The organism is Rhizobium sp. CG5 (assembly GCF_023701945.1).
Lineage (GTDB): Bacteria > Pseudomonadota > Alphaproteobacteria > Rhizobiales > Rhizobiaceae > Allorhizobium.
Genome location: NZ_JABAEF010000013.1, coordinates 142370 through 161954 on the forward strand (window position 1 = coordinate 142370; position 19585 = coordinate 161954).

The window sequence follows — 19585 nt, forward strand, 5'->3', positions numbered from 1 at the left end:
TCGAAGGATCGCCCATCATGTTGCTGATCAAATGCCCCTATTGCGAGGAAGAGCGCGCCGAACTCGAATTTCGCGGCGCGGGCGAGGCGCATATCGCGCGTCCTGCCAATATCGCCGAGATTTCCGATGACGAATTCGCGGAATTCTTCTTCCTGCGGGACAATCCCAAGGGCCTGATTTTCGAGCGCTGGCGCCATATGCATGGCTGCGGCCGCTTCTTCAACGCCGTGCGCGACACCGTCAGCGACCGCTTCCTGCTGACCTACAAGGCCGGCGAGCCGAAGCCCGATGCATCCGTCCTTGATGCCATGTCCAAGGGAGCCTCGAAATGAGCGGCGCCAATCGTATTCCCGGCAAAGGCCGCCTGACCCCGGCCAGAACCGCCCGCTTCACCCTGGACGGCCGCTGTCTGACGGCGCTCGAAGGCGATACCGTCGCCTCGGCCATGCTGGCCAATGGCCTGCATCTGGCCGGACGGTCGTTCAAGTATCACCGGCCGCGCGGCATCCTGACGGCTGGCCCGGAAGAACCCAATGCCCTGCTCGACATTTCCCGCGATTCGGCGCGCAAGCAGCCGAACGTGCGCGCCACGGTGCAGGAAGTGTTCGACGGTATGAAGGTCGAGACCCAGAACCGCTGGCCGTCGCTGTCCTTCGATGTCGGCGTCGTCAACGATTTCTTCTCGGCGTTCTTTGCCGCCGGTTTCTACTACAAGACCTTCATGTGGCCGAAGGCCGCCTGGCACACGGTTTATGAGCCCTTCATCCGCCGGGCGGCCGGTCTCGGCGTCGCACCGAAGGAAGAAGATCCGGATCACTACGCCAACCGATATGCCCATTGCGACGTTCTGGTGGTCGGCGGTGGTGCCGCCGGTCTTGCTGCAGCGCTGGCCGCGGCGGAGGCCGGTGCCAAGGTCATTCTCTGCGACGAGCAGCCCGAAATGGGCGGCGCTCTGCACTATGATACGGGTGCGGTGATCGACGGCCATAACGGCTATGACTGGGCGCAGGTGACCGTGGCGCGTCTGGCCGCCATGCCGAACGTCCGGGTGATGAGCCGCACCACGGCCTTCGGCTATTACAACCACAATTTCGTGGCGCTAGCCGAGCGGGTGACCGACCATGTCGCCAAGCCCGGCAAAACCAGCCCGCGCGAACGGCTGTGGCAGGTGCGGGCCCGAAAGGTGATCCTGGCCACCGGCTCGATCGAGCGGCACATGGTGTTTGCCAATAACGACCGCCCCGGCATCATGCTGGCCTCTGCCGGCCGCACCTATCTCAACCATTTCGGCGTCGCCGTCGGTGCCAAGGTCGGCGTCTATACGGCGCATGATTCGGCCTATGAGGCGGCGTTCGACCTGAAGAAGGCCGGCGTCACCATCGCGTCCATCGTCGATTGCCGGGAAAAGCCGGGCGACAAGGTTCTGTCGGAAGCCAAGGCGCTCGGCATCGAGGTGCTGACCGGCCATTCCGTGGTCGATACGGCAGGCCGGCTGCGCATCAAGTCGATGAGCGTCAAGCGCAATGGCGGCGGCGCATCGGCCCGCAAGATCGAGGTCGACGCGCTGCTGATCTCGGCCGGCTGGACGCCGTCGGTGCATCTGTTCTCGCAGTCGCGCGGCAAGCTGAAATTCGATGCGGCGCGCGACCGCTTCCTGCCGGACGTTTACGCGCAGGAGAGCCAGTGCGTCGGCACCTGCAACGGCACCGACGCGTTGCAGGACGTGCTGGACGAGGCCTATGCGGCGGGTCGCGACATGGCGGTGGCCGTCGGCGCCAAGGGCGCCGTCAATGCGGCGCTGATCGGCGCAAACGCCTTTGAGTGGACCGGCGGCATGATCGGTGCGGCGGAAGGGGCAGGGCGCGACACGACCGTGAAGGCCTTTATCGACTTCCAGCACGATGTCTGCGCCAAGGACATTCGGCTGGCGGTGCGCGAAGGCATGCACTCGATCGAGCATATCAAGCGCTTCACCACCAATGGTATGGCCTCCGACCAGGGCAAGCTGTCGAATATGCACGGGTTGGCGATTGCCGCCGAAATGCTCGGCAAGGAGATCCCGCAGGTCGGCCTCACCACGTTCCGCGCGCCGTATACGCCGGTGACCTTCGGCACGCTGATCAACCATTCGCGCGGCGAGCTGTTCGATCCGACCCGCAAGACGCCGATGCATGCCTATGAGGCGTCGAAGGGCGCCGAGTTCGAGGATGTCGGCAACTGGAAACGGGCCTGGTATTATCCGCGTCCCGGCGAGGACATGCATGCGGCGGTCAACCGCGAGTGCAAGACGGCCCGCGAGACGGCCGGCGTGTTCAACGCCTCGACCCTCGGCAAGATCGAGGTGGTCGGCCCGGATGCGGCGCAGTTCCTCAATCTGATGTATACCAATGCCTGGGATACGCTGAAGCCCGGCAAATGCCGCTACGGCATCATGACCCGCGACGATGGCTTCATCTATGACGACGGCGTCGTCGGCCGCATCGCCGAGGATCGTTTCCACGTCACGACGACGACCGGCGGTGCGCCGCGCGTCCTCAATCACATGGAAGACTATCTGCAGACGGAATTTCCGCATCTGAAGGTCTGGCTGACATCGGCCACCGAACAGTGGGCGGTGATTGCCGTGCAGGGACCGAAGGCCCGCGACATCATCGCGCCCTTCGTCGACGGCATCGACATTTCCAACGACGCCTTCCCGCATATGAGCGTGGCGGAAGGCAAGTTCTGCGGCGTGCCGACGCGCCTGTTCCGCGTGTCGTTTACCGGCGAGCTTGGCTTTGAAGTCAACGTGCCGGCCGATTTCGGTCCTGACGTGTTCAAGGCCATCTGGGAGCGGGCGGAAAGCTTAGGCGCCTGCCTCTACGGCACCGAGACCATGCATGTACTGCGCGCCGAGAAGGGCTATATCATCGTCGGCCAGGACACCGACGGGACGCTGACCCCGGACGATGCCGGCCTCGCCTGGGCGGTCTCCAAGAAGAAGACCGATTTCGTCGGCATTCGCGGCCTGAAGCGCCCCGACCTGATACGTCAGGGCCGCAAGCAGCTGGTCGGCCTGTTGACCAAGGATGCCAATGAAGTGCTGGAGGAGGGCGGCCAGATCGTCGCCGATCCGAATCAGCCGAAGCCGATGACCATGCTCGGCCATGTGACATCGTCCTACTGGTCGGAAAATCTCGGACGCTCGATCGCCTTCGCCATGGTCGCCAACGGACGGGCACGCCTGGGCGAGACGCTCTATGTGCCGATGAAGGACAAGACCATCGCGGTCGAGGTGACGGACATGGTGTTCTTTGACAAGGAAGGGGGACGCATCCATGGTTGATGGTCTGGTTGCTTCGCGCAAATCCGTACTCGAGGGCTTTCACGGCGGTTCGTCGCTGGTCCGCCTGACGCCCGCCGCTCCGGCCACGCGCGTGGCACTGCGGGCAGGGGCCGACGCCGTCGCTGCCCTGTCCAAGGCACTTGGGCTTACCCTGCCGGTCAAGCCGAAGACGTCTTCGTCGCTCAATAGCCGTTCGGCCTTCTGGATCGGCCCCGACGAATGGCTGCTGATCGACGAGACGGGCGGCGACCTGATGGGCGCTTGCGCCTCGTCCGGTGCCGTGCATTCGGCCACCGATGTGTCGCACCGCAATACGGCGATCATGGTGTCCGGGCCCGGTGCCGAAAACACGCTCAATGCCGGCTGCCCGCTCGACCTGTCGCTTGCCGCCTTCCCGGTCGGGGCGGTCACCCGCACGGTGTTCGGCAAGATCGAGATCGTGCTTTACCGGCTAGCGGACGACACGTTCCGCCTGGAATGCTGGCGGTCCTTTGCCGAATACGCCTTCGGCCTGCTCGCGGAAGCCGCGGAAGACGCTGCGGCGTGATGACAGTGGTCGGGACTAAACTCCCGGCCAGCCCGACCATTTGACCCAGCGGCCATGGAAATCGGCGCGGCCGATGTCGTGCCGTTCGCCGGTCGGCCAGATCTGCAGGGTCAAGGCGGCGCCGTCGGGTTTGCCGTCGGCTTCCATCTGCAGGCGCGCCAGCGGCGCGTCGGGCGTGGCTTTCTCGCCGGCCGACGCGATCAGCGCATTGCCCTCGGCCTTCAGGGCGTCTGGAAAATACTGCCAGGCGATCGAGTGATAGATGACATGGATCGTGCCGGGATGGGGGACCGCCAACCGGCGTTTCAGCCAGTCGATGGCATCGGCACGCTCGACGTTCAGGCCGCTTTGAGCCGCCATGTCGAGCGCCAGCCGGGTGCGCTCCAGCCGGTCGGCCTGGTCGGCCCAGATATAGGACAGCATACGCAGCCGATCATCTGACGAGGCGGGGTCGAGCGGGTTGAGATCGCAGCCGGCGCGGTCGGCAATGGTGATCACGGCCTGCGGCGCGGCCGGGCCCTCCCAGGCGGGCGCGAGCGTCACCGGCGACTGTCCGCCCCAGGTCATGTCGCCCAGGCGATAGGCGTAGCGGTCCCATAGCAGGTTCAGGCCGGCGCTGGCGCCAAGCTCCGACAGGGTGAGCGGCTTGCCGAACAGTTTGGCGATGGTCAGGAAACCGGGCAGCAGGGCTGACGAGCGGCGTACCTCGTTGGTCTGCGGTGCCGATGTCAGGCGATCGAGAATGAAGGCCTCGTGGCGCTCGAAAGCCCGGGTGCAGACGGACCACAAGGTTTCATCATCCGTTGCATGGGGCGGATAGACCGCCGCAAGGTTTTTGTCTGCGCCGGAGAGGACCAGAGCATGCAGGCAGCCGGCAAGGCGGAGCGCCAGGGCGTCGCCTGTGCCACTCGGCTCGCCGGTCCAGGCGAGGACCCGCCTGCCGACCGCCGTGCGGTCATCCAGCCGGTCCGCGGCAAGGGTGCAAAGTCGTGCCGTGAATAAAGAGCCGAGAGACTCGCAGGCGCGTGCCTGGCGCCGGAAAGACTGACGGATCATGTCGGGCTCGTGCATCTCACACTCCGGCTGGGCGGTCTTTCGGGTCGAACTGGACGATGGTCATCCAGGTCGCGGTCAGGGCGGGCTTGCGTTCGTTGTCGATCTCGATGCTGGCGCTGTAGGTGGTCATCAGCATGCCGGCGCCGCGAAAGCGGGCTTCGGCCAGGGTGAAATGGCCGCGGATGCGGGTGCCGCTCTTGACCGGCGACATGAAGCGCACCTTGTCGAAGCCGTAGTTGATGCCCATCGTCTGCTCACGGATCACCGGCAGGCAATCGTAGTTCATCGCCGAGAGCAGCGACAGGGTCAGAAAACCGTGGGCGATCGTTCCGCCGAACGGCGATTCCGCCTTGGCGCGGACCGGGTCTACATGGATGAACTGGTGGTCGTTGGTGGCTGCGGCAAACGCGTCGATCATGGCCTGGTCGACGGTGATCCAGTTGGACAGGCCGACTTCCGTTCCGACCAAACCTTTGACTTCGGCCAGCGAAATCTCCCGTGGCATATGTGCTCACCGATCCTTTTGAAAATGTATTGCGCGTCTTATAGAGCGCGGCGCGGCCGGCGAATACAGGGACCAGGGGTTAAGACCGCCAAATCCTTAATGTTCTACCAGAAATTCGACGGAGCGCGGCTTCAGGCGGATCGCGCCGGCGCTCTTGCCGGACGCGATGCGTCGCCATTTCAGGCTTGCTGCGGCCGGCAGTTCGAAATCTGAGGCCTCCTGCGATCGGTTGAACAGCACGGCAAGCCGCACCATGCCGCCGCGCTTCAGGTCCTTGGTGGTCAGAACCATGGCGATGGCCGGGCCTTCCGCCGCCTCCCATTCGGACACGGTCATCGGTGCGCCGGTCGACGAGATCCAGGTGACATCGCCATTTTCGCCGGTGAAGAAACGGGTCTCGGCGAAGACGGCAAACCGCTTGCGCAGGGACGATAGCGCGGCGGTCAGGTCGACCAGGTCGCCGTCCATGCTCTTCCAGTCGAGCCAGGTCAGCTCGTTGTCCTGGCAATAGGCATTGTTGTTGCCATGCTGGGTGCGTCCGCCCTCGTCGCCGGCGGTCAGCATGATGGCGCCGCGGGTGGCAAACAGCGTCGAAAGCAGGGCGGCGACATCGCGCTTGCGGTTCCTGGCGATCGCCTTGTCGGGGGTCTCGCCTTCGGCGCCATTGTTCCAGGAATAGTTCTCGTCGTGGCCGTCGCGATTGTTCTCGCCGTTGCGGTCATTGTGCTTGTGGGTGTGGGAGACCAGATCAAAGAGCGTAAAGCCATCATGGGCGGCGATGAAGTTGACGGTTCTGGTCTGGCGCTCTCCGTTTCGTGCAAAGATATCGGAGGAGCCAGCCAGGGCGGTTGCCAGCGCGCCGGTCATATGGCTGTCGCCGCGCCAGTAGCGCCGCAGGTTGTCGCGGGCCCGGTCGTTCCATTCCAAGAAGGGCTTTGGAAAATTGCCGAGCTGATAGCCGCCCGGACCGATATCCCAGGGTTCGGCAATCAGCACCCTGTCCTCCAGCACATCATCGGCGGTAATGGCATGCAGGGTCTGCGATGTCGTATGGAAACCATGGGCGGTGCGGCCGAGGATCGGTGCCAGATCGAAGCGGAAGCCATCGACGCCCGCATTGAGCACGAAATGGCGCAGGCTGTCGGTGATCAGCCTTCGCACATAGGTGTGGTCGCAGGCCAGCGTATTGCCGCAGCCGGTGTCGTTGACCAGCTTGCCGGGATGGCCATCGACATGGCGATAGGCGGCCAGATTGTCGAGGCCGCGCAGCGACAGCGTCGTGCCGTAGCGATCGCTCTCGCCGGTGTGATTGAACACCAGGTCGAGGATCACGCCGATGCCTTCGGCATGCAGCGCGTCGACGGTGGCGCGCAGCTCGGCCACGCCGCCCGGCACCAGGCGCGGGTCGAGCGCCATCAGGGCGACCGGATTGTAGCCCCAGCTATTGGCAAGCCCGAGCGGCGGCAGGTGGCGCTCATCGATCCGGGCGGTGATCGGCATCAACTCGACGGCATCGACGCCGAGCTTCTTCAGGTGCCCGAGCACGGCGGGGTGGGCCAGCGCGCCGACCGTGCCGCGCAGCGTTTCGGGAATATCCGGGTGAAGCTTCGTGAAGGGCCGCACGGCGACCTCATAGATAAAACCGCCCGGCGGCAGGAACGGCATCAGCACCTTGGCCGGCCGGTCGCGGGTGACCACGGCTTTCGGCACCAGGTCAGCGGTCTCTTCGCCAAACGTGCTCAGCCGCGGATCGTGCACGAACGGTCGATCCAGCTCCTTGGCGTAAGGGTCGACCAGCAGTTTCGAGGGATCATACCAGAAGCCCTGATCGGGTTTGTATCGGCCATGGGCGCGGTAGCCGTAATGGGCGCCTTCGCGCGTGCCCTCCACATGCAGGCGGTGCAGATCGCCCTCGGCCCGCTCCATCGGCAGGCGGCACAGCTCGTTTCCGTTTGCCGTGTCGAACAGGCAGAGCTCGATGCGTTCGGCATGGTGGGACCAGACCGTGAAGTCCGCCCCTGTCTTGGTCAGGCTGACACCGCCCTGGCTTGCATGCGTATGGCTCATGAGGGCTCTTTCGCGGCTGGTGTTGCGAATCCATCCTTGCGATCATTGTGCAGAAGAATGCTGCCTTGGCGAGTGAAATTCCATAGCTGACGGCATTCGTTGCGGGTCTGTCGCGCGCTTTCCATTGTGTTGAATGTCGTGCATCTCCCACGACGGCTTGACGCCATATCGATTGGTTGGTTTAATCCATACCAACCAATCGGTATGCTAGGCTTTATGATGAGCGACGTTCAACATCCATCGCGTCTCAAGCTTCTGGGGGCGGCCATCGGCGTGATCCGGAGCAAGGGCTATGCAGCGACCACGGTCGACGATATCTGCAAGGCATCCGGCGTCAGCAAGGGCAGTTTCTTTCATCACTTCAAGAGCAAGGAGGACCTGGTTCTGGCGGCGGTCGATCACTGGAACCGGTTTACCGGCTCGATCTTCGAGCGCGCGCCCTACCAGGCCCTGGCCGACCCGCGCGACCGGCTGCTGGCCTATGTCGATTTCCGCACGGAGATCCTCGACCTCGAGGTGCAGGAGTTTACCTGCCTGCTCGGCACCCTCGTCCAGGAGACCTATGCCACCCATCCGGCGCTCCGCGAGGCCTGCGATCTCGGCATGTCCGGGCATATCGAGGTGCTGATGCGCGATATCGAGGCGGCCAAGGCGCTCTATGCGCCGGACGCGACGTGGAGCGTGGCAAGCGTCGGCTATTTCATGCAGTCCGTCCTGCAGGGGGCCTTCATCTTCGCCAAGGCGAAACAGGGGCCGGACATTGCGCGCGACAGCCTGGGGCACCTGCGCGCCTATCTCGACCATCTCTTTTCCAAACCCGTGTCAAAGGAGGAGTAGCACCATGGGAACCAATACGATCCGACTGCATCGCGTCCTGAAAGCCTCGCCGGAAAAGGTCTATCGCGCCTTTCTCGATGCCGATGCCATGTGCAAATGGTCGCCGCCCTACGGCTTCACGGCCAAGATGCATCATATGGAGCCCGAGGTGGGCGGTACGTTCAAGATGTCGTTCAGCAATTTCACGACCCAGCAGAGCCATTCCTTCGGCGGCAAATATCTCGAACTCGCGCCGAACCAGCGCCTGCGCTATACCGACGTCTTCGATGATCCCAACCTGGCGGGCGAGATGATGGTGACGGTGACATTGAAAGAGGTGTTCTGCGGCACCGAGCTTTCGGTCGTGCAGGAAGGCGTGCCGGAAATCGTCCCCGAAGCGGCCTGCTATCTCGGCTGGCAGGAATCGCTGATGCAGCTGGCGACGTTGGTAGAGCCGAATATTGCGGAGTAGGGCGGGGCTAGCTCCACCCTCTCGTCATTCCAGCGAAAGCTGGAATCCAGCCACGGCGCGTCTGCGCCGTGAAAGAAGTCTTTCGTGATCAAAGACTTGATCACGCTGGATCCCGGCGCAAGGCCGGGATGACGGATATCGAGCAACGCCACCTGCAGACAACAAGACGCCAAGCTTTAGGCTCAGGACCTGCCGCCTCCGCTCAGGTAATCACCGTCGGCGCATCGAACCCCGTGCGGGCCTTGATGTCCGCCAGCGTTTCGGCGGCGTTGATCAGGTCGGAAAGCGCTGCCTGGGTTTCGATGTCGTGGCGGGTGGCGTCGGGCTCGTAGCGCTCGACATAGACGCGCAGCGTCGCCCCTGACGTGCCGGTGCCCGACAGGCGGAACACTACACGGCTGCCGCCTTCAAACAGGATGCGGATGCCCTGGTTCTTGCTGACGGACTGATCGACCGAGTCGTGATAGGAGAAATCGTCAGCGGACGCGACGACCAGGTCGCCGATCTTCGTGCCGGGCAGGGATGCCAGCTTTTCGCGCAGAGCCGCGACCAGGCCGTTGGCCTTGTCGGTGTCGATGCCTTCATAATCGTGGCGCGAATAATAGTTGCGACCATATTCGGCCCAATGCTTGAAGACGATGTCCCTGACGCTTTCCTTGCGGGCGGCGACGATGTTGAGCCAGAACAGCACGGCCCAGAGACCGTCCTTTTCACGGACATGGCTCGAGCCGGTGCCGAAGCTTTCCTCGCCGCAGATGGTCACCTTGCCAGCATCCATCAGGTTGCCGAAGAATTTCCAGCCGGTCGGCGTCTCGTACATGCCGATGCCGAGCTTTTCGGCGACGCGGTCGGCTGCGGCACTGGTCGGCATGGAGCGGGCGATGCCGGCGATGCCCTTGGCATAACCGGGAGCAAGGGTGGCATTGGCGGCGATCATCGCCAGGCTGTCGGACGGCGTCACGAACATGCCCTTGCCGACCACCATGTTGCGGTCGCCGTCGCCATCGGAGGCCGCGCCGAAATCGGGGCCGTCGGCGCTCATGACGTCGTCATAGAGTTCCTTGGCATGCACGAGGTTCGGGTCGGGATGGTGATGGCCGAAGTCGGGCAGGGGAACGGAATTGCGCACGGATCCGGCGGCCGCACCCAGGCGCTTTTCCAGGATCTCGATGGCATAGGGGCCGGTGACGGCGCTCATGGAATCGATCACCACGCGGAAGCCCGACTGGATCAGGTCGCGGATGGCGCCAAAGTCGAACAGCTCTTCCATCAGGTCGGCATAGTCGGTGACGGGATCGATGACCTCGACGCTCATGCCGGCGACGTCGAACGTGCCAATCTGATCGAGGTCGATGTCGGCGGTCTCGACGGTCTTGTAGCTGTCAATGGTGCGGGTGCGGTCATAGATCGCGTCGGTGATCTTTTCCGGCGCCGGGCCGCCATTGCCGATATTGTACTTGATGCCGAAATCTTCGGTCGGACCGCCGGGATTGTGGCTGGCCGACAGCACGATGCCGCCAAAGGCCTGGTATTTGCGGATCACATGGGAGGCGGCCGGCGTCGAGAGGATGCCGCCCTGGCCGACCATGACCTTGCCGAACCCATTGGCGGCGGCCATCTTGATCGCCTTCTGGATGACCTCGCGGTTGTAGAAGCGGCCGTCGCCGCCGATCACCAGCGTCTGGCCGGCAAAATCATCAAGCGAATCGAAGATCGCCTGGATGAAGTTCTCCGCATAGTTCTCCTGCTGGAAAACCGGCACCTTCTTGCGCAGGCCCGATGTGCCGGGCTTCTGGTCCAGATAGGGCTTTGTGGCTACCGTATTGATCATGCTCGTCTCAACCTTTCACGAGGCGCTTGTAGAGGTCGACATACCGCTCGGCGCTCTTGCCCCAGGATATGTCGGATTTCATGCCCTGCTTCTGGATCTGCTGCCAGACCTTGTCGTCCGCATAGAGCCGGAAGGTGCGGCGCAGCGCCTGGCGCAGGCTCTCGGCGCTGACCGGGGCAAATTGGATGCCGGTCGCCACACGGGCGGCAAGGGCCGCCTCGTTGGCGTCGATGATGGTGTCGTTCAGCCCGCCGGTGCGCGCCACGACCGGCACGCAGCCGTAACGCAGGGCGTAAAGCTGGGTCAGGCCGCAGGGCTCGAATCGCGACGGCACGATAATGGCATCGGCACCGGCCTGCATCAGGTGGGACAGCGGCTCGTTATAGCCGACCCGCATGCCGACCCGGCCGGGGTGGCGAGCGGCGGCGGCCAGCAGAGCGCTTTCCAGTGCGCTGTCGCCGGCGCCCAGAATGACCAGCTTGCCGCCCTGCGCCACCAGATCGTCGGCGACTTCGGCCAGCACATCCATGCCCTTCTGCCAGGTCAGGCGCGAGATGACGCAGAAGATCGGCCCATTGTCCTGCTCAAGGCCGAACTGTTCGGCCAGCGCCGTGCGGTTGGTCTCGCGCTTCTTCAAGGTGGCGGCTGAATAGTTGCCGGCGATCAGCGCGTCGCTGCCGGGATCCCAGGTGCGGGCGTCGATGCCGTTGACGATGCCATAGAGATCGGCGGCGCGGCTGGCGATCACGCCTTCGAGGCCCATGCCGAATTCCGGCATCAGGATCTCGTCGGCATAGGAGGGGCTGACGGTGCTGATCGCATGGGCGGTGGCGATGCCGCCCTTCAGGTAGCCGATCGTGCCGTAATATTCGAGCGCTTCCCAATAGGCATGGCCGGGCAGGCCGAGAGAGGGAAAGATCTGTGCCGAAAACTGCCCCTGGAAGGCGATGTTGTGGATGGTGATCAGGCTTGGCAGTTCCGGCGTCGTGGCATAGCGCATATAGACCGGGGTCAGCGCCGACTGCCAGTCATGGACATGAACCATATCCGGCTGCCAGCCCGGCAAAGCGCCGGCGGCAATGCGGGCACCGGCCATGGAGAGCGCGGCAAACCGCTTCCAGTTGTCGGGATAGTCCTTGCCGGCCTGGTCGACATAGGGTCCGCCCGGGCGGTCGAAATAGGCGGGTGCATCGAGCACTAGCAGGTCGAGGCCCTGGTGCGTGATCTCCAGCACGACGGCCCGCTCGCCGAGAAGGTCGTCAAACTCCAGGCAGGGCGTTGCCCCGGAAATGGCCGCCATGACGCCGGGATAACCGGGGATCAGTGTTCTGGTCACGATCCCGTGGCTCTGCAAGGTCAGGGGAAGCGCGCCGACGACATCGGCAAGCCCCCCCGTCTTGATCAGCGGATAGAGTTCGGAGGCGACCGAAAGAACATTCATCGGGTTCACAGATCCAGTTTGTCGATCATGGTCTGGGTGATCAGGCAAATGCCGTTCTCGGAGCGCCGGAAGCGCTTGGCATCGATATCAGGATCTTCGCCGACCACCAGGCCTTCGGGAATGACCACGCCGTGGTCGATCACCACATTGGTCAGGCGCGCATGGCGGCCGATCTGCACCTTCGGCAGGATGACGGCGCCTTCCAGTCGCGAATAGGAATTGGCCCGCACGCCGGTAAACAACAGGCTTTTCAGCAGCGAGGAGCCGGAAATGATGCAATCGCCCGAGACCAGCGACGAAATCGCCGAGCCGCGGCGGCCTTCGTCGTCATGCACGAACTTGGCCGGCGGATTGATCTCGGCATAGGTCCAGATCGGCCAGGATTTGTCGTAGAGGTCGAGCTCGGGCACGATGTCGGTCAGGTCGATATTGGCCTGCCAATAGGCATCGATGGTGCCGACGTCGCGCCAATAGGGCTCGCGCTCGAAATCGGAGCGTACGCAGGACTGCGAAAAGCGATGGGCGACCGCCCTGCCGTTCTGAACGATGTAGGGAATGATGTCCTTGCCGAAATCCCGGCTGGAATTTGGATCGGCGGCATCGCGCTTCAGAATGTCCATCAGGAACTTGGTGTGGAAGACGTAGATGCCCATTGAGGCCAGCGCGAATTCCTCGTTGCCGGGAATGCCGGGCGGGTCGGCCGGCTTTTCGATGAAGGCGCTGATCTCGTCCTTTTCGTTGACATGCATGACGCCGAAGCCGACGGCTTCCATGCGCGGCACCTCAAGGCAGCCGATGGTGACATCGGCGCCGGTGTCGACATGCTGCTGCAGCATGAGTTCGTAGTCCATCTTGTAGATATGGTCGCCGGCCAGGATCACCATATATTCCGGGCCGTAGGGCTCGATGATGTCGATGTTCTGGTAGACGGCATCGGCCGTGCCCTCGTACCATTGCGTTTCGGACACGCGCTGGCTGGCCGGCAGAATGTCGAAGCTCTCGTTGCGCTCGGGGCGGAAGAAGTTCCAGCCGTGCTGGAGATGGCGGATCAGCGAATGGGCCTTGTACTGGGTGGCAACGCCGATGCGGCGGATGCCGGAATTCAGGGCGTTGGACAGGGCGAAATCGATGATGCGCGCCTTGCCGCCAAAATAGACCGCCGGCTTGGCGCGTCGATCCGTCAATTCCTTGAGGCGGCTGCCACGCCCCCCCGCCAGAACATAAGCCATGGCATCGCGTGCCAGAGGTTGTACCCGTTTACCCGTCATTGTTTTCCTCCCAGCATCAGTGTTCGAGTTCGAGCATGATCACGGCCAGAGGCGGCAGGGTCAAATTCGCCCTGATGCCGCCGCTTGCATGCTCGGTCGCCTCCACGCGACCTCCATTGCCTTTTCCGCTGCCGGCGTAGATCTCGGCATCGGTATTCAGGATTTCGCGCCAGCGCCCGGCAACCGGCAAGGGTACCGAATAGCGCTCGTGATAGGTCGGCGTGAAATTGCAGATAATCGCCACCGGCTTCTCACCCGGCGCCTTGCGCAGCCAGGCAAAGACCGAATTGTCGTCGTCGTCGGCGATCAGCCACTCGAAACCTTCGCCCTCGCAATCGCGGGCATGCAGGGCGGGCTTGGAGCGGTAATAGCCGTTGAGATCGCGCACCAGGCGGCGCATGCCTTCGTGCAGGGGATATTGCAGCAGATTCCAGTCGAGCGACTTCTTCTCGCTCCACTCGCTCCACTGGCCGAATTCCTGGCCCATGAACAAGAGTTTCTTGCCCGGATAGCCCCACATGAAGGCATAATAGGCGCGCAGGTTGGCAAATTTCTGCCAATCGTCGCCCGGCATCTTGGCAATCATCGAGCCTTTGCCATGCACCACTTCGTCATGGGAAATCGGCAGGACGAAATTCTCGCTATAGGCATAGAGCAGGCCGAAGGTGATTTCCTGGTGGTGGAACTTGCGATAGAGCGGATCACGGGCAAAATAGCTCAGCGTGTCGTGCATGAAGCCCATGTTCCACTTGAAGCCGAAGCCCAGTCCGCCTTCGTGCACCGGCTGGGAGACCTTTGGCCATGAGGTCGATTCCTCGGCAATGGTCATGATGCCGGGATGCGAGCCGTAGACGTGGTGGTTCATCTTCTGCAGGAAACGCACGGCCTCGAGATTTTCCCGTCCGCCGTATTCGTTGGGCACCCACTCGCCTTCCTTGCGGGAATAATCGAGATAGAGCATGGAGGCGACCGCATCGACGCGCAGGCCGTCGAGATGGAATTTCTCCGCCCAGTACATCGCGTTGTTGATCAGGTAGGACAGCACCTCGATGCGGCCGAAATTGTAGATCGCGGTGTTCCAGTCGGGATGGAAGCCCTGCCGCGGGTCCTCGTGCTCGTAAAGCGCCGTGCCGTCGAAATGGCGCAGGCCATGGGCGTCCACCGGGAAATGGGCCGGCACCCAATCGAGGATCACGCCGATGCCGACCTTGTGGCAGCCGTTGACGAAGCGGGCAAAGCCCTCCGGCTCGCCGAAGCGGGCGGTCGGGGCATAAAGCCCCGTCGTCTGGTAACCCCAGGAGGGGTCGTAGGGGTGTTCGGTGATCGGCATGAACTCGATATGGGTAAAGCCCATCTCGACGCAGTAAGGGATCAGCCGTTCGGCCAGTTCGTCCCAGCTGAGCATCGAGCCGTCGGCCCGGCGCTGCCAGGAACCGGCATGCACTTCGTAGGTGCTGATCGGCTGGCGGCGCTGGTCGACGGTCGACCAATGCCGGCGATGGGCTTCGTCTTGCCAGTCCTGCACCAGTTCGGCGGCGGTGATCGACGCGGTATTGGGCCGCAGTTCGGCCCGGCGCGCGAAGGGATCGGCTTTCAGGGGCTGAAGCACGCCGTCCTTGCCGACGATCTCAAACTTATAGGCCGAGCCTACCATCACATCGGGGGCAAAAATTTCCCAGATGCCGGTGTCGCGGCGCAACCGCATGACATGGCGGCGGCCATCCCATTCGTTGAAGTCGCCGACCACCGACACCCGGCTGGCATTCGGCGCCCAGACGGCGAAATGAAAGCCGTCGACGCCCTGATGCTTGAGCGGATGCGCGCCCATCTTGTCGAACAGGCGCAGATGCGACCCTTCCCGCAGGAAGTAGTCGTCCATGGGCCCAAGCACCGGGCCGAAACTGTAGGGGTCGGTCACCGTCCATTCGGCATCGCCGCGCTCGGCGCGATAACGAAGCGGCTGGAAGCTCGATACGGACACTTTGCCGGCAAAAAAGCCCGCATCGTTGAGGCGGTCCAGCGTGCCGACCGTGGCGCCGTCCAGGGTCATCACCGTGACCGCCTCGGCGCCGGGGATGAAGCAACGGGCGACGAAGCCCGCTGCCGCCTGCTGAATGCCCAGCACGCTGAAAGGATCCGAATGCCGGCCGGAGACAAGTGCCTCGATCTCGGCTGCGGGCAATGCCGCGACTGAGACGGTTTCGCCGACCTGCTTCGGTGGTTTTTTCATCAAGCTCTCCAGATGTCGGCGCTATATTGCCGGATTGTGCGGTCGGAGGAGAACCAACCCATGCGAGCCGTATTGAAGATCGTCTTGGAGAACCAGGATTTCGGGTCGCTCCAGATCGTATCGACATCGCGCTGCGCCTTGGCATAGGCATCGAAATCGGCGGCGACCATGAACCAGTCATGGTGATAGATGCCATCCACCAGGCTTGAAAAGCGGCCGCGGTCGTCCGGCGAAAAGACGCCGGAGGCAATGGCGGCCAAAGCCTGCGACAGCTCGCGCGAGCCTTCGATGACGGCCCGGGGATTATGACCCTCGGCGCGTATCTTGCCCACTTCGTCCGCCGTCATTCCGAAGATTACGATGTTCTCTTCCCCCACGTGATCGCGCATTTCCACATTGGCGCCGTCGAGCGTGCCAATGGTCAGCGCCCCGTTCAACGCGAACTTCATGTTTCCGGTTCCCGACGCTTCCATGCCGGCGGTGGAAATTTGTTCGGAAAGATCTGCGGCCGGCACCATGACCTCGGCCAACGACACGTTGTAGTTGGGAATGAACACGACCTTCAGCAGGCCGCGAACCGAGGGATCGTTGTTGATCACCCGCGCCACGTCATTGGCCAGTTTGATGATCAGCTTGGCATTGTGATAGCTCGGCGCTGCCTTGCCGGCGAAAAGCTTGACGCGCGGCACCCAGTCGCGTTCGGGATGGGAGCGGATCTGGTCGTAGAGCGCCACCGTCTCGATGATGTTCAGCAACTGGCGCTTGTATTCGTGGATGCGCTTGATCTGGATGTCGAACATGGCCGAGGGATCCAGGCGGATGCCCATGCGGCTGGCGACCAGATTGGAGAGCTGCTCCTTGTTGGCGCGCTTGACGGCGGCGAACTTCTTCTGGAACGCGTCGTCATGGGCAAAGGCATCGAGCGCCGTCAGCTTGGCGGCATCGTCGAGAAACTCCTCGCCGATCGCCTCGCGGATCAGCGAGGTCAGGCCCGGATTGCACTGCATCAGCCAGCGGCGCGGCGTGATGCCGTTGGTCTTGTTGTTGATGCGGGTCGGGTAGATCTTGTGCAGGTCGGCAAAGACCGTTTCCTTCATCAGCTCCGTATGCAGTGCCGATACGCCATTGATGCTGTGCGAGCCGACAAAGGCCAGATTGCCCATGCGCACGCGCCGGTCGCCATTTTCGTCGATCAACGAGATATTGGCGATTTCTGCGTCGGTGAAACTCTTCTGCTTGCGCGCTTCCAGCAGGAACTTGGCATTGATCGAATAGATCAGCTGCATGTGGCGCGGCAGCAGCCGCTCGAACAACGGCACCGGCCAGCTCTCCAGCGCTTCGGGAAGGAGCGTGTGGTTGGTATAGGAGAAGGTGCGGCCGGTAATGTCCCAGGCGGTATCGAAATCCATGCCGTGGATGTCGCAGAGCTGGCGCATCAGTTCGGCGACGGAGACTGCCGGATGGGTGTCGTTGAGCTGGATCGCGACCTTGTCGGGTAGGGCGCTCAATTCGTTGCCCTGCTGCAGGTGGCGGCGCACGATGTCCTGCAGGGACGCCGAACAGAAGAAATATTCCTGGCGCAGGCGCAGTTCCTGGCCGGCTGGCGTGCCGTCGGCCGGATAAAGAACGCGGGTCAGTGTCTCGGCCTTGTTGCTCTCGCGCAGCGCGCCGATATGGTCGCCGGCATTGAAGGCGGCCAGCAGGATCGGGTCGATCGGCTGGGCCGACCACAGCCGCAGCGTGTTGATGCGCTCGCCGCGCCAGCCGACGATCGGCGTGTCGTAGGCGGTGGCGATCACCCGTTCGCTCGGCTTCCAGACATAGCGGATCTCGTCGTTCTGGCCGGACACGGTTTCCACGCCGCCGCCGAAGCCGATTTCATAGGAGCTTTCGCGGCGCTCGAATTCCCAGGGGTTGCCGTGGGCAAGCCAGGTCTCGGGCAGTTCCACCTGCCAGCCCTCGGCCATCTGCTGGCGGAACAGGCCGTGCACGTAGCGAATGCCGTAGCCATAGGCGGGGATGTTGACCGTCGCCATGCTTTCCATGAAGCAGGCGGCGAGGCGACCGAGGCCGCCATTGCCGAGTGCGGCATCGGGCTCCAGCCCGGCAATGATGTTCATGTCGACGCCGAGCGATGCCAGCGCCTGGCGGATCTCCTCCATCAGGCCGAGATTGGACATGGCATCGCGCATCAGGCGGCCGATCAGGAATTCCAGCGATAGATAGTAAACCCGCTTGGCATTGGTCTCGTAGGTGTTGCGCGTCGATTCCATCCAGCGATCGATGATGCGGTCGCGCACCACCAAAATGGTGGCGGTCAGCCAGTCATGGGGCTGGGCGACCTTGGCATCCTTGCCGATGCTGTAGGTCAGGCGTTCGATGATCTCCGCAGCAAGGGTTTCCGGAGTGGAAACCCGCGGCGCGGGCAGAGGCAGATCGGTCTTGCTGAGGGTTTTGATCATGGATTTCGCCAACACGTTTGAGAGTTACGTCAGGACGACGTTTAACCGGGGTGATTCTGGTCCGGCAGACGATCAGAGAATACAGTTTACGCATCGTTATGAAGGACTTGCAACAGACGATTTTGGCAAACACCAAAATGCCAACGTTCCTTGACAAGGGTAGTATAAGCCCCTGTATTTATTGCAGATCGGTGAGACGGTTCGATGACGAAAAAAAACCGCGCCGCCCTGATGGCGACGCGGTTTGAACGACGGTCCTGTAACCGGCAGACGACCCTGGAAGGGGTGCCGGAAATGAGCGGCTAACGGCTCATTGCGTCAGGCGGGTGGTGGCAAGAGACGCTTTTTCCCCGATTTCCTTGAAGGCGGCGACCACTTCCTCGGCATCGTCGGCATCGTAGTAATGGGACGTGTCTGTCGCACAGTAGGCCAGCAGTGTCTGGCCGCGCGTCGGCGCCATGAAAGCGACGGTGTAGACTTCCACACCGGCAGCCTTTGCCTTGTCGCAGGTCGCCTTGGTCTCGGTGTCGGCGCTGGTGTAATTGTTGTCGCCGTCAGTCATGAACAGAATGTACTTGCCCGGATCAGTCTGGCCGCTCTTGTTGGTGTGCGCTGTGACTTCGCTCGACGCCGTGACCTTGGTATAGGCCTTCTCCATGGCATCCGAGGAATCGGTGCCGCCGGTCGCCGTCAGCGCGTTGACATAGGCCAGGGCCGTCGCGGTGCCCCATTCGAAGGATGTCGGGGTCTGCATTGACGCGTTGTACGAAACGGCTGCCGTCCGCACATATATCTGGTCCGGATCGGCGGTGTCGAGCTGCGCCGTCAGATCGGCCACCGCCAGCTGCAGGGCTTCCATCTTCGTGTAGTATTTCGTGCAGGAGTAGGTCTTGCCCTTTTTATTCGTGCAGGTGCCCGTGTAGGATGTCGTGGTCTCTTCAGCCATCGAACCGGAGCGGTCGAGCACGAGGAACATCGACAGGGCGTTCTTGCTCTCGGTCGAACTCTGCGAGGAACTGCTGACCGAAATCGTGACGGTGTCATAACCCAGCAGGCTGGTGAACGCGTTCATCGCTACATTGTAATCGGCGTCGACCTTCACGTCGTAAGTGGCGCCTGTGCTGCCGTTCGACGTTTCGCTGATCGTCGTCAGCGTGTTCTCATCGAGATCCTCGTTGATATCCTCATCCGAGGTGTCGCTCTCGCTGTTGGTCAGATTGGCCATCTGGGACACAAGGAAATTGCGCGCAAGTTCGATGGCTTCGTCATCGGTGATCCCCTGGCCGGCGAGAGCCGAGGCCGCTGCCAGGGCCGCCGAATCGGCCGCAGCCTGCAGTTCCGAGCGAACCTGCATCAGTTTGGTCATGTCCATGGCAACGCCGACCGTCGCCATGCCGACCGGAAGGATCAGCGCCGTCATCAGGCCGAAATTGCCGCGTCTGTCATTGGCCAGACGCCGGAGCGTCCCACGCATTGCTGAAAAGCCGATCATCTCCAACACCCATTGTTCTAGCACCCTGGATGAAGGCATACGAAAAAAACCTCACATTCGGCTTAAATGGAAT

The 19585-nt window shown here is 62.7% G+C and carries 14 protein-coding genes; 5 read left to right on the plus strand and 9 right to left on the minus strand.

Going from position 1 to position 19585, the window contains the following annotated elements:
* The first annotated feature begins 17 nt into the window (after positions 1-17).
* From HGO38_RS20685 to HGO38_RS20695, 3 genes are read left to right on the plus strand one after another with little or no spacing between them, the layout of a single operon-like run.
* Positions 18-332, plus strand: coding sequence for a sarcosine oxidase subunit delta (locus tag HGO38_RS20685; protein ID WP_250957795.1), 315 nt, complete (start codon positions 18-20; stop codon positions 330-332).
* Positions 329-3325 (plus strand): sarcosine oxidase subunit alpha, encoded by a 2997-nt coding sequence (locus HGO38_RS20690; RefSeq protein ID WP_250957796.1) that lies wholly within the window; start codon positions 329-331, stop codon positions 3323-3325. The genes HGO38_RS20685 and HGO38_RS20690 overlap by 4 nt, the downstream gene beginning before the upstream one ends.
* Entirely contained in the window at positions 3318-3872 is a 555-nt protein-coding gene (locus HGO38_RS20695; RefSeq protein WP_250957797.1) for a sarcosine oxidase subunit gamma, read from the plus strand. Before HGO38_RS20690 ends, HGO38_RS20695 begins: the two co-directional genes overlap by 8 nt.
* A 15-nt stretch (positions 3873-3887) precedes the next feature.
* Here HGO38_RS20695 and HGO38_RS20700 read toward each other — a convergent pair whose 3' ends face one another.
* From HGO38_RS20700 to glgX, 3 genes are all read right to left on the minus strand, one after another.
* Positions 3888-4928, minus strand: a complete 1041-nt coding sequence (locus HGO38_RS20700) for a DUF2332 domain-containing protein (RefSeq protein WP_250957798.1) — start codon at positions 4926-4928, stop codon at positions 3888-3890.
* A gap of 16 nt (positions 4929-4944) precedes the next feature.
* Positions 4945-5433 carry a MaoC family dehydratase gene (locus tag HGO38_RS20705; RefSeq protein ID WP_250957799.1) on the minus strand — a complete coding sequence of 163 codons (489 nt, stop codon included), beginning with the start codon at positions 5431-5433 and terminating at the stop codon, positions 4945-4947.
* 96 nt (positions 5434-5529) lie between these two features.
* Positions 5530-7500 carry a glycogen debranching protein GlgX gene (gene glgX, locus HGO38_RS20710; protein ID WP_250957800.1) on the minus strand — a complete coding sequence of 657 codons (1971 nt, stop codon included), beginning with the start codon at positions 7498-7500 and terminating at the stop codon, positions 5530-5532.
* Between the two features lie 219 nt (positions 7501-7719).
* Here glgX and HGO38_RS20715 point away from each other — a divergent pair, with 219 nt between their 5' ends.
* Positions 7720-8337 (plus strand): TetR/AcrR family transcriptional regulator, encoded by a 618-nt coding sequence (locus tag HGO38_RS20715; protein WP_250957801.1) that lies wholly within the window; start codon positions 7720-7722, stop codon positions 8335-8337.
* Positions 8338-8341: 4 nt separating this feature from the next.
* A complete protein-coding gene (locus tag HGO38_RS20720; protein WP_250957802.1) occupies positions 8342-8788 on the plus strand; it encodes an SRPBCC family protein in 447 nt (148 codons plus the stop codon).
* 202 nt (positions 8789-8990) lie between these two features.
* Here HGO38_RS20720 and HGO38_RS20725 read toward each other — a convergent pair whose 3' ends face one another.
* The 6 genes from HGO38_RS20725 to HGO38_RS20750 all read right to left on the minus strand — a co-directional run bounded on the left by HGO38_RS20725 (position 8991) and on the right by HGO38_RS20750 (position 19494).
* Positions 8991-10619, minus strand: coding sequence for an alpha-D-glucose phosphate-specific phosphoglucomutase (locus tag HGO38_RS20725; protein ID WP_250957803.1), 1629 nt, complete (start codon positions 10617-10619; stop codon positions 8991-8993).
* Positions 10620-10626: 7 nt separating this feature from the next.
* Positions 10627-12060, minus strand: coding sequence for a glycogen synthase GlgA (glgA, locus tag HGO38_RS20730; RefSeq protein ID WP_250957804.1), 1434 nt, complete (start codon positions 12058-12060; stop codon positions 10627-10629).
* 5 nt (positions 12061-12065) lie between these two features.
* Positions 12066-13328, minus strand: a complete 1263-nt coding sequence (gene glgC, locus HGO38_RS20735) for a glucose-1-phosphate adenylyltransferase (protein ID WP_250957805.1) — start codon at positions 13326-13328, stop codon at positions 12066-12068.
* Positions 13329-13344: 16 nt separating this feature from the next.
* Complete coding sequence (gene glgB, locus HGO38_RS20740) at positions 13345-15558, minus strand: 1,4-alpha-glucan branching protein GlgB (protein ID WP_250957806.1); 2214 nt, start codon at positions 15556-15558, stop codon at positions 13345-13347.
* Positions 15558-18017 (minus strand): glycogen/starch/alpha-glucan phosphorylase, encoded by a 2460-nt coding sequence (locus HGO38_RS20745; protein ID WP_250957838.1) that lies wholly within the window; start codon positions 18015-18017, stop codon positions 15558-15560. The genes glgB and HGO38_RS20745 overlap by 1 nt, the downstream gene beginning before the upstream one ends.
* Before the next feature lie 313 nt (positions 18018-18330).
* Complete coding sequence (locus HGO38_RS20750) at positions 18331-19494, minus strand: vWA domain-containing protein (RefSeq protein WP_250957807.1); 1164 nt, start codon at positions 19492-19494, stop codon at positions 18331-18333.
* Positions 19495-19585: the final 91 nt, after the last annotated feature.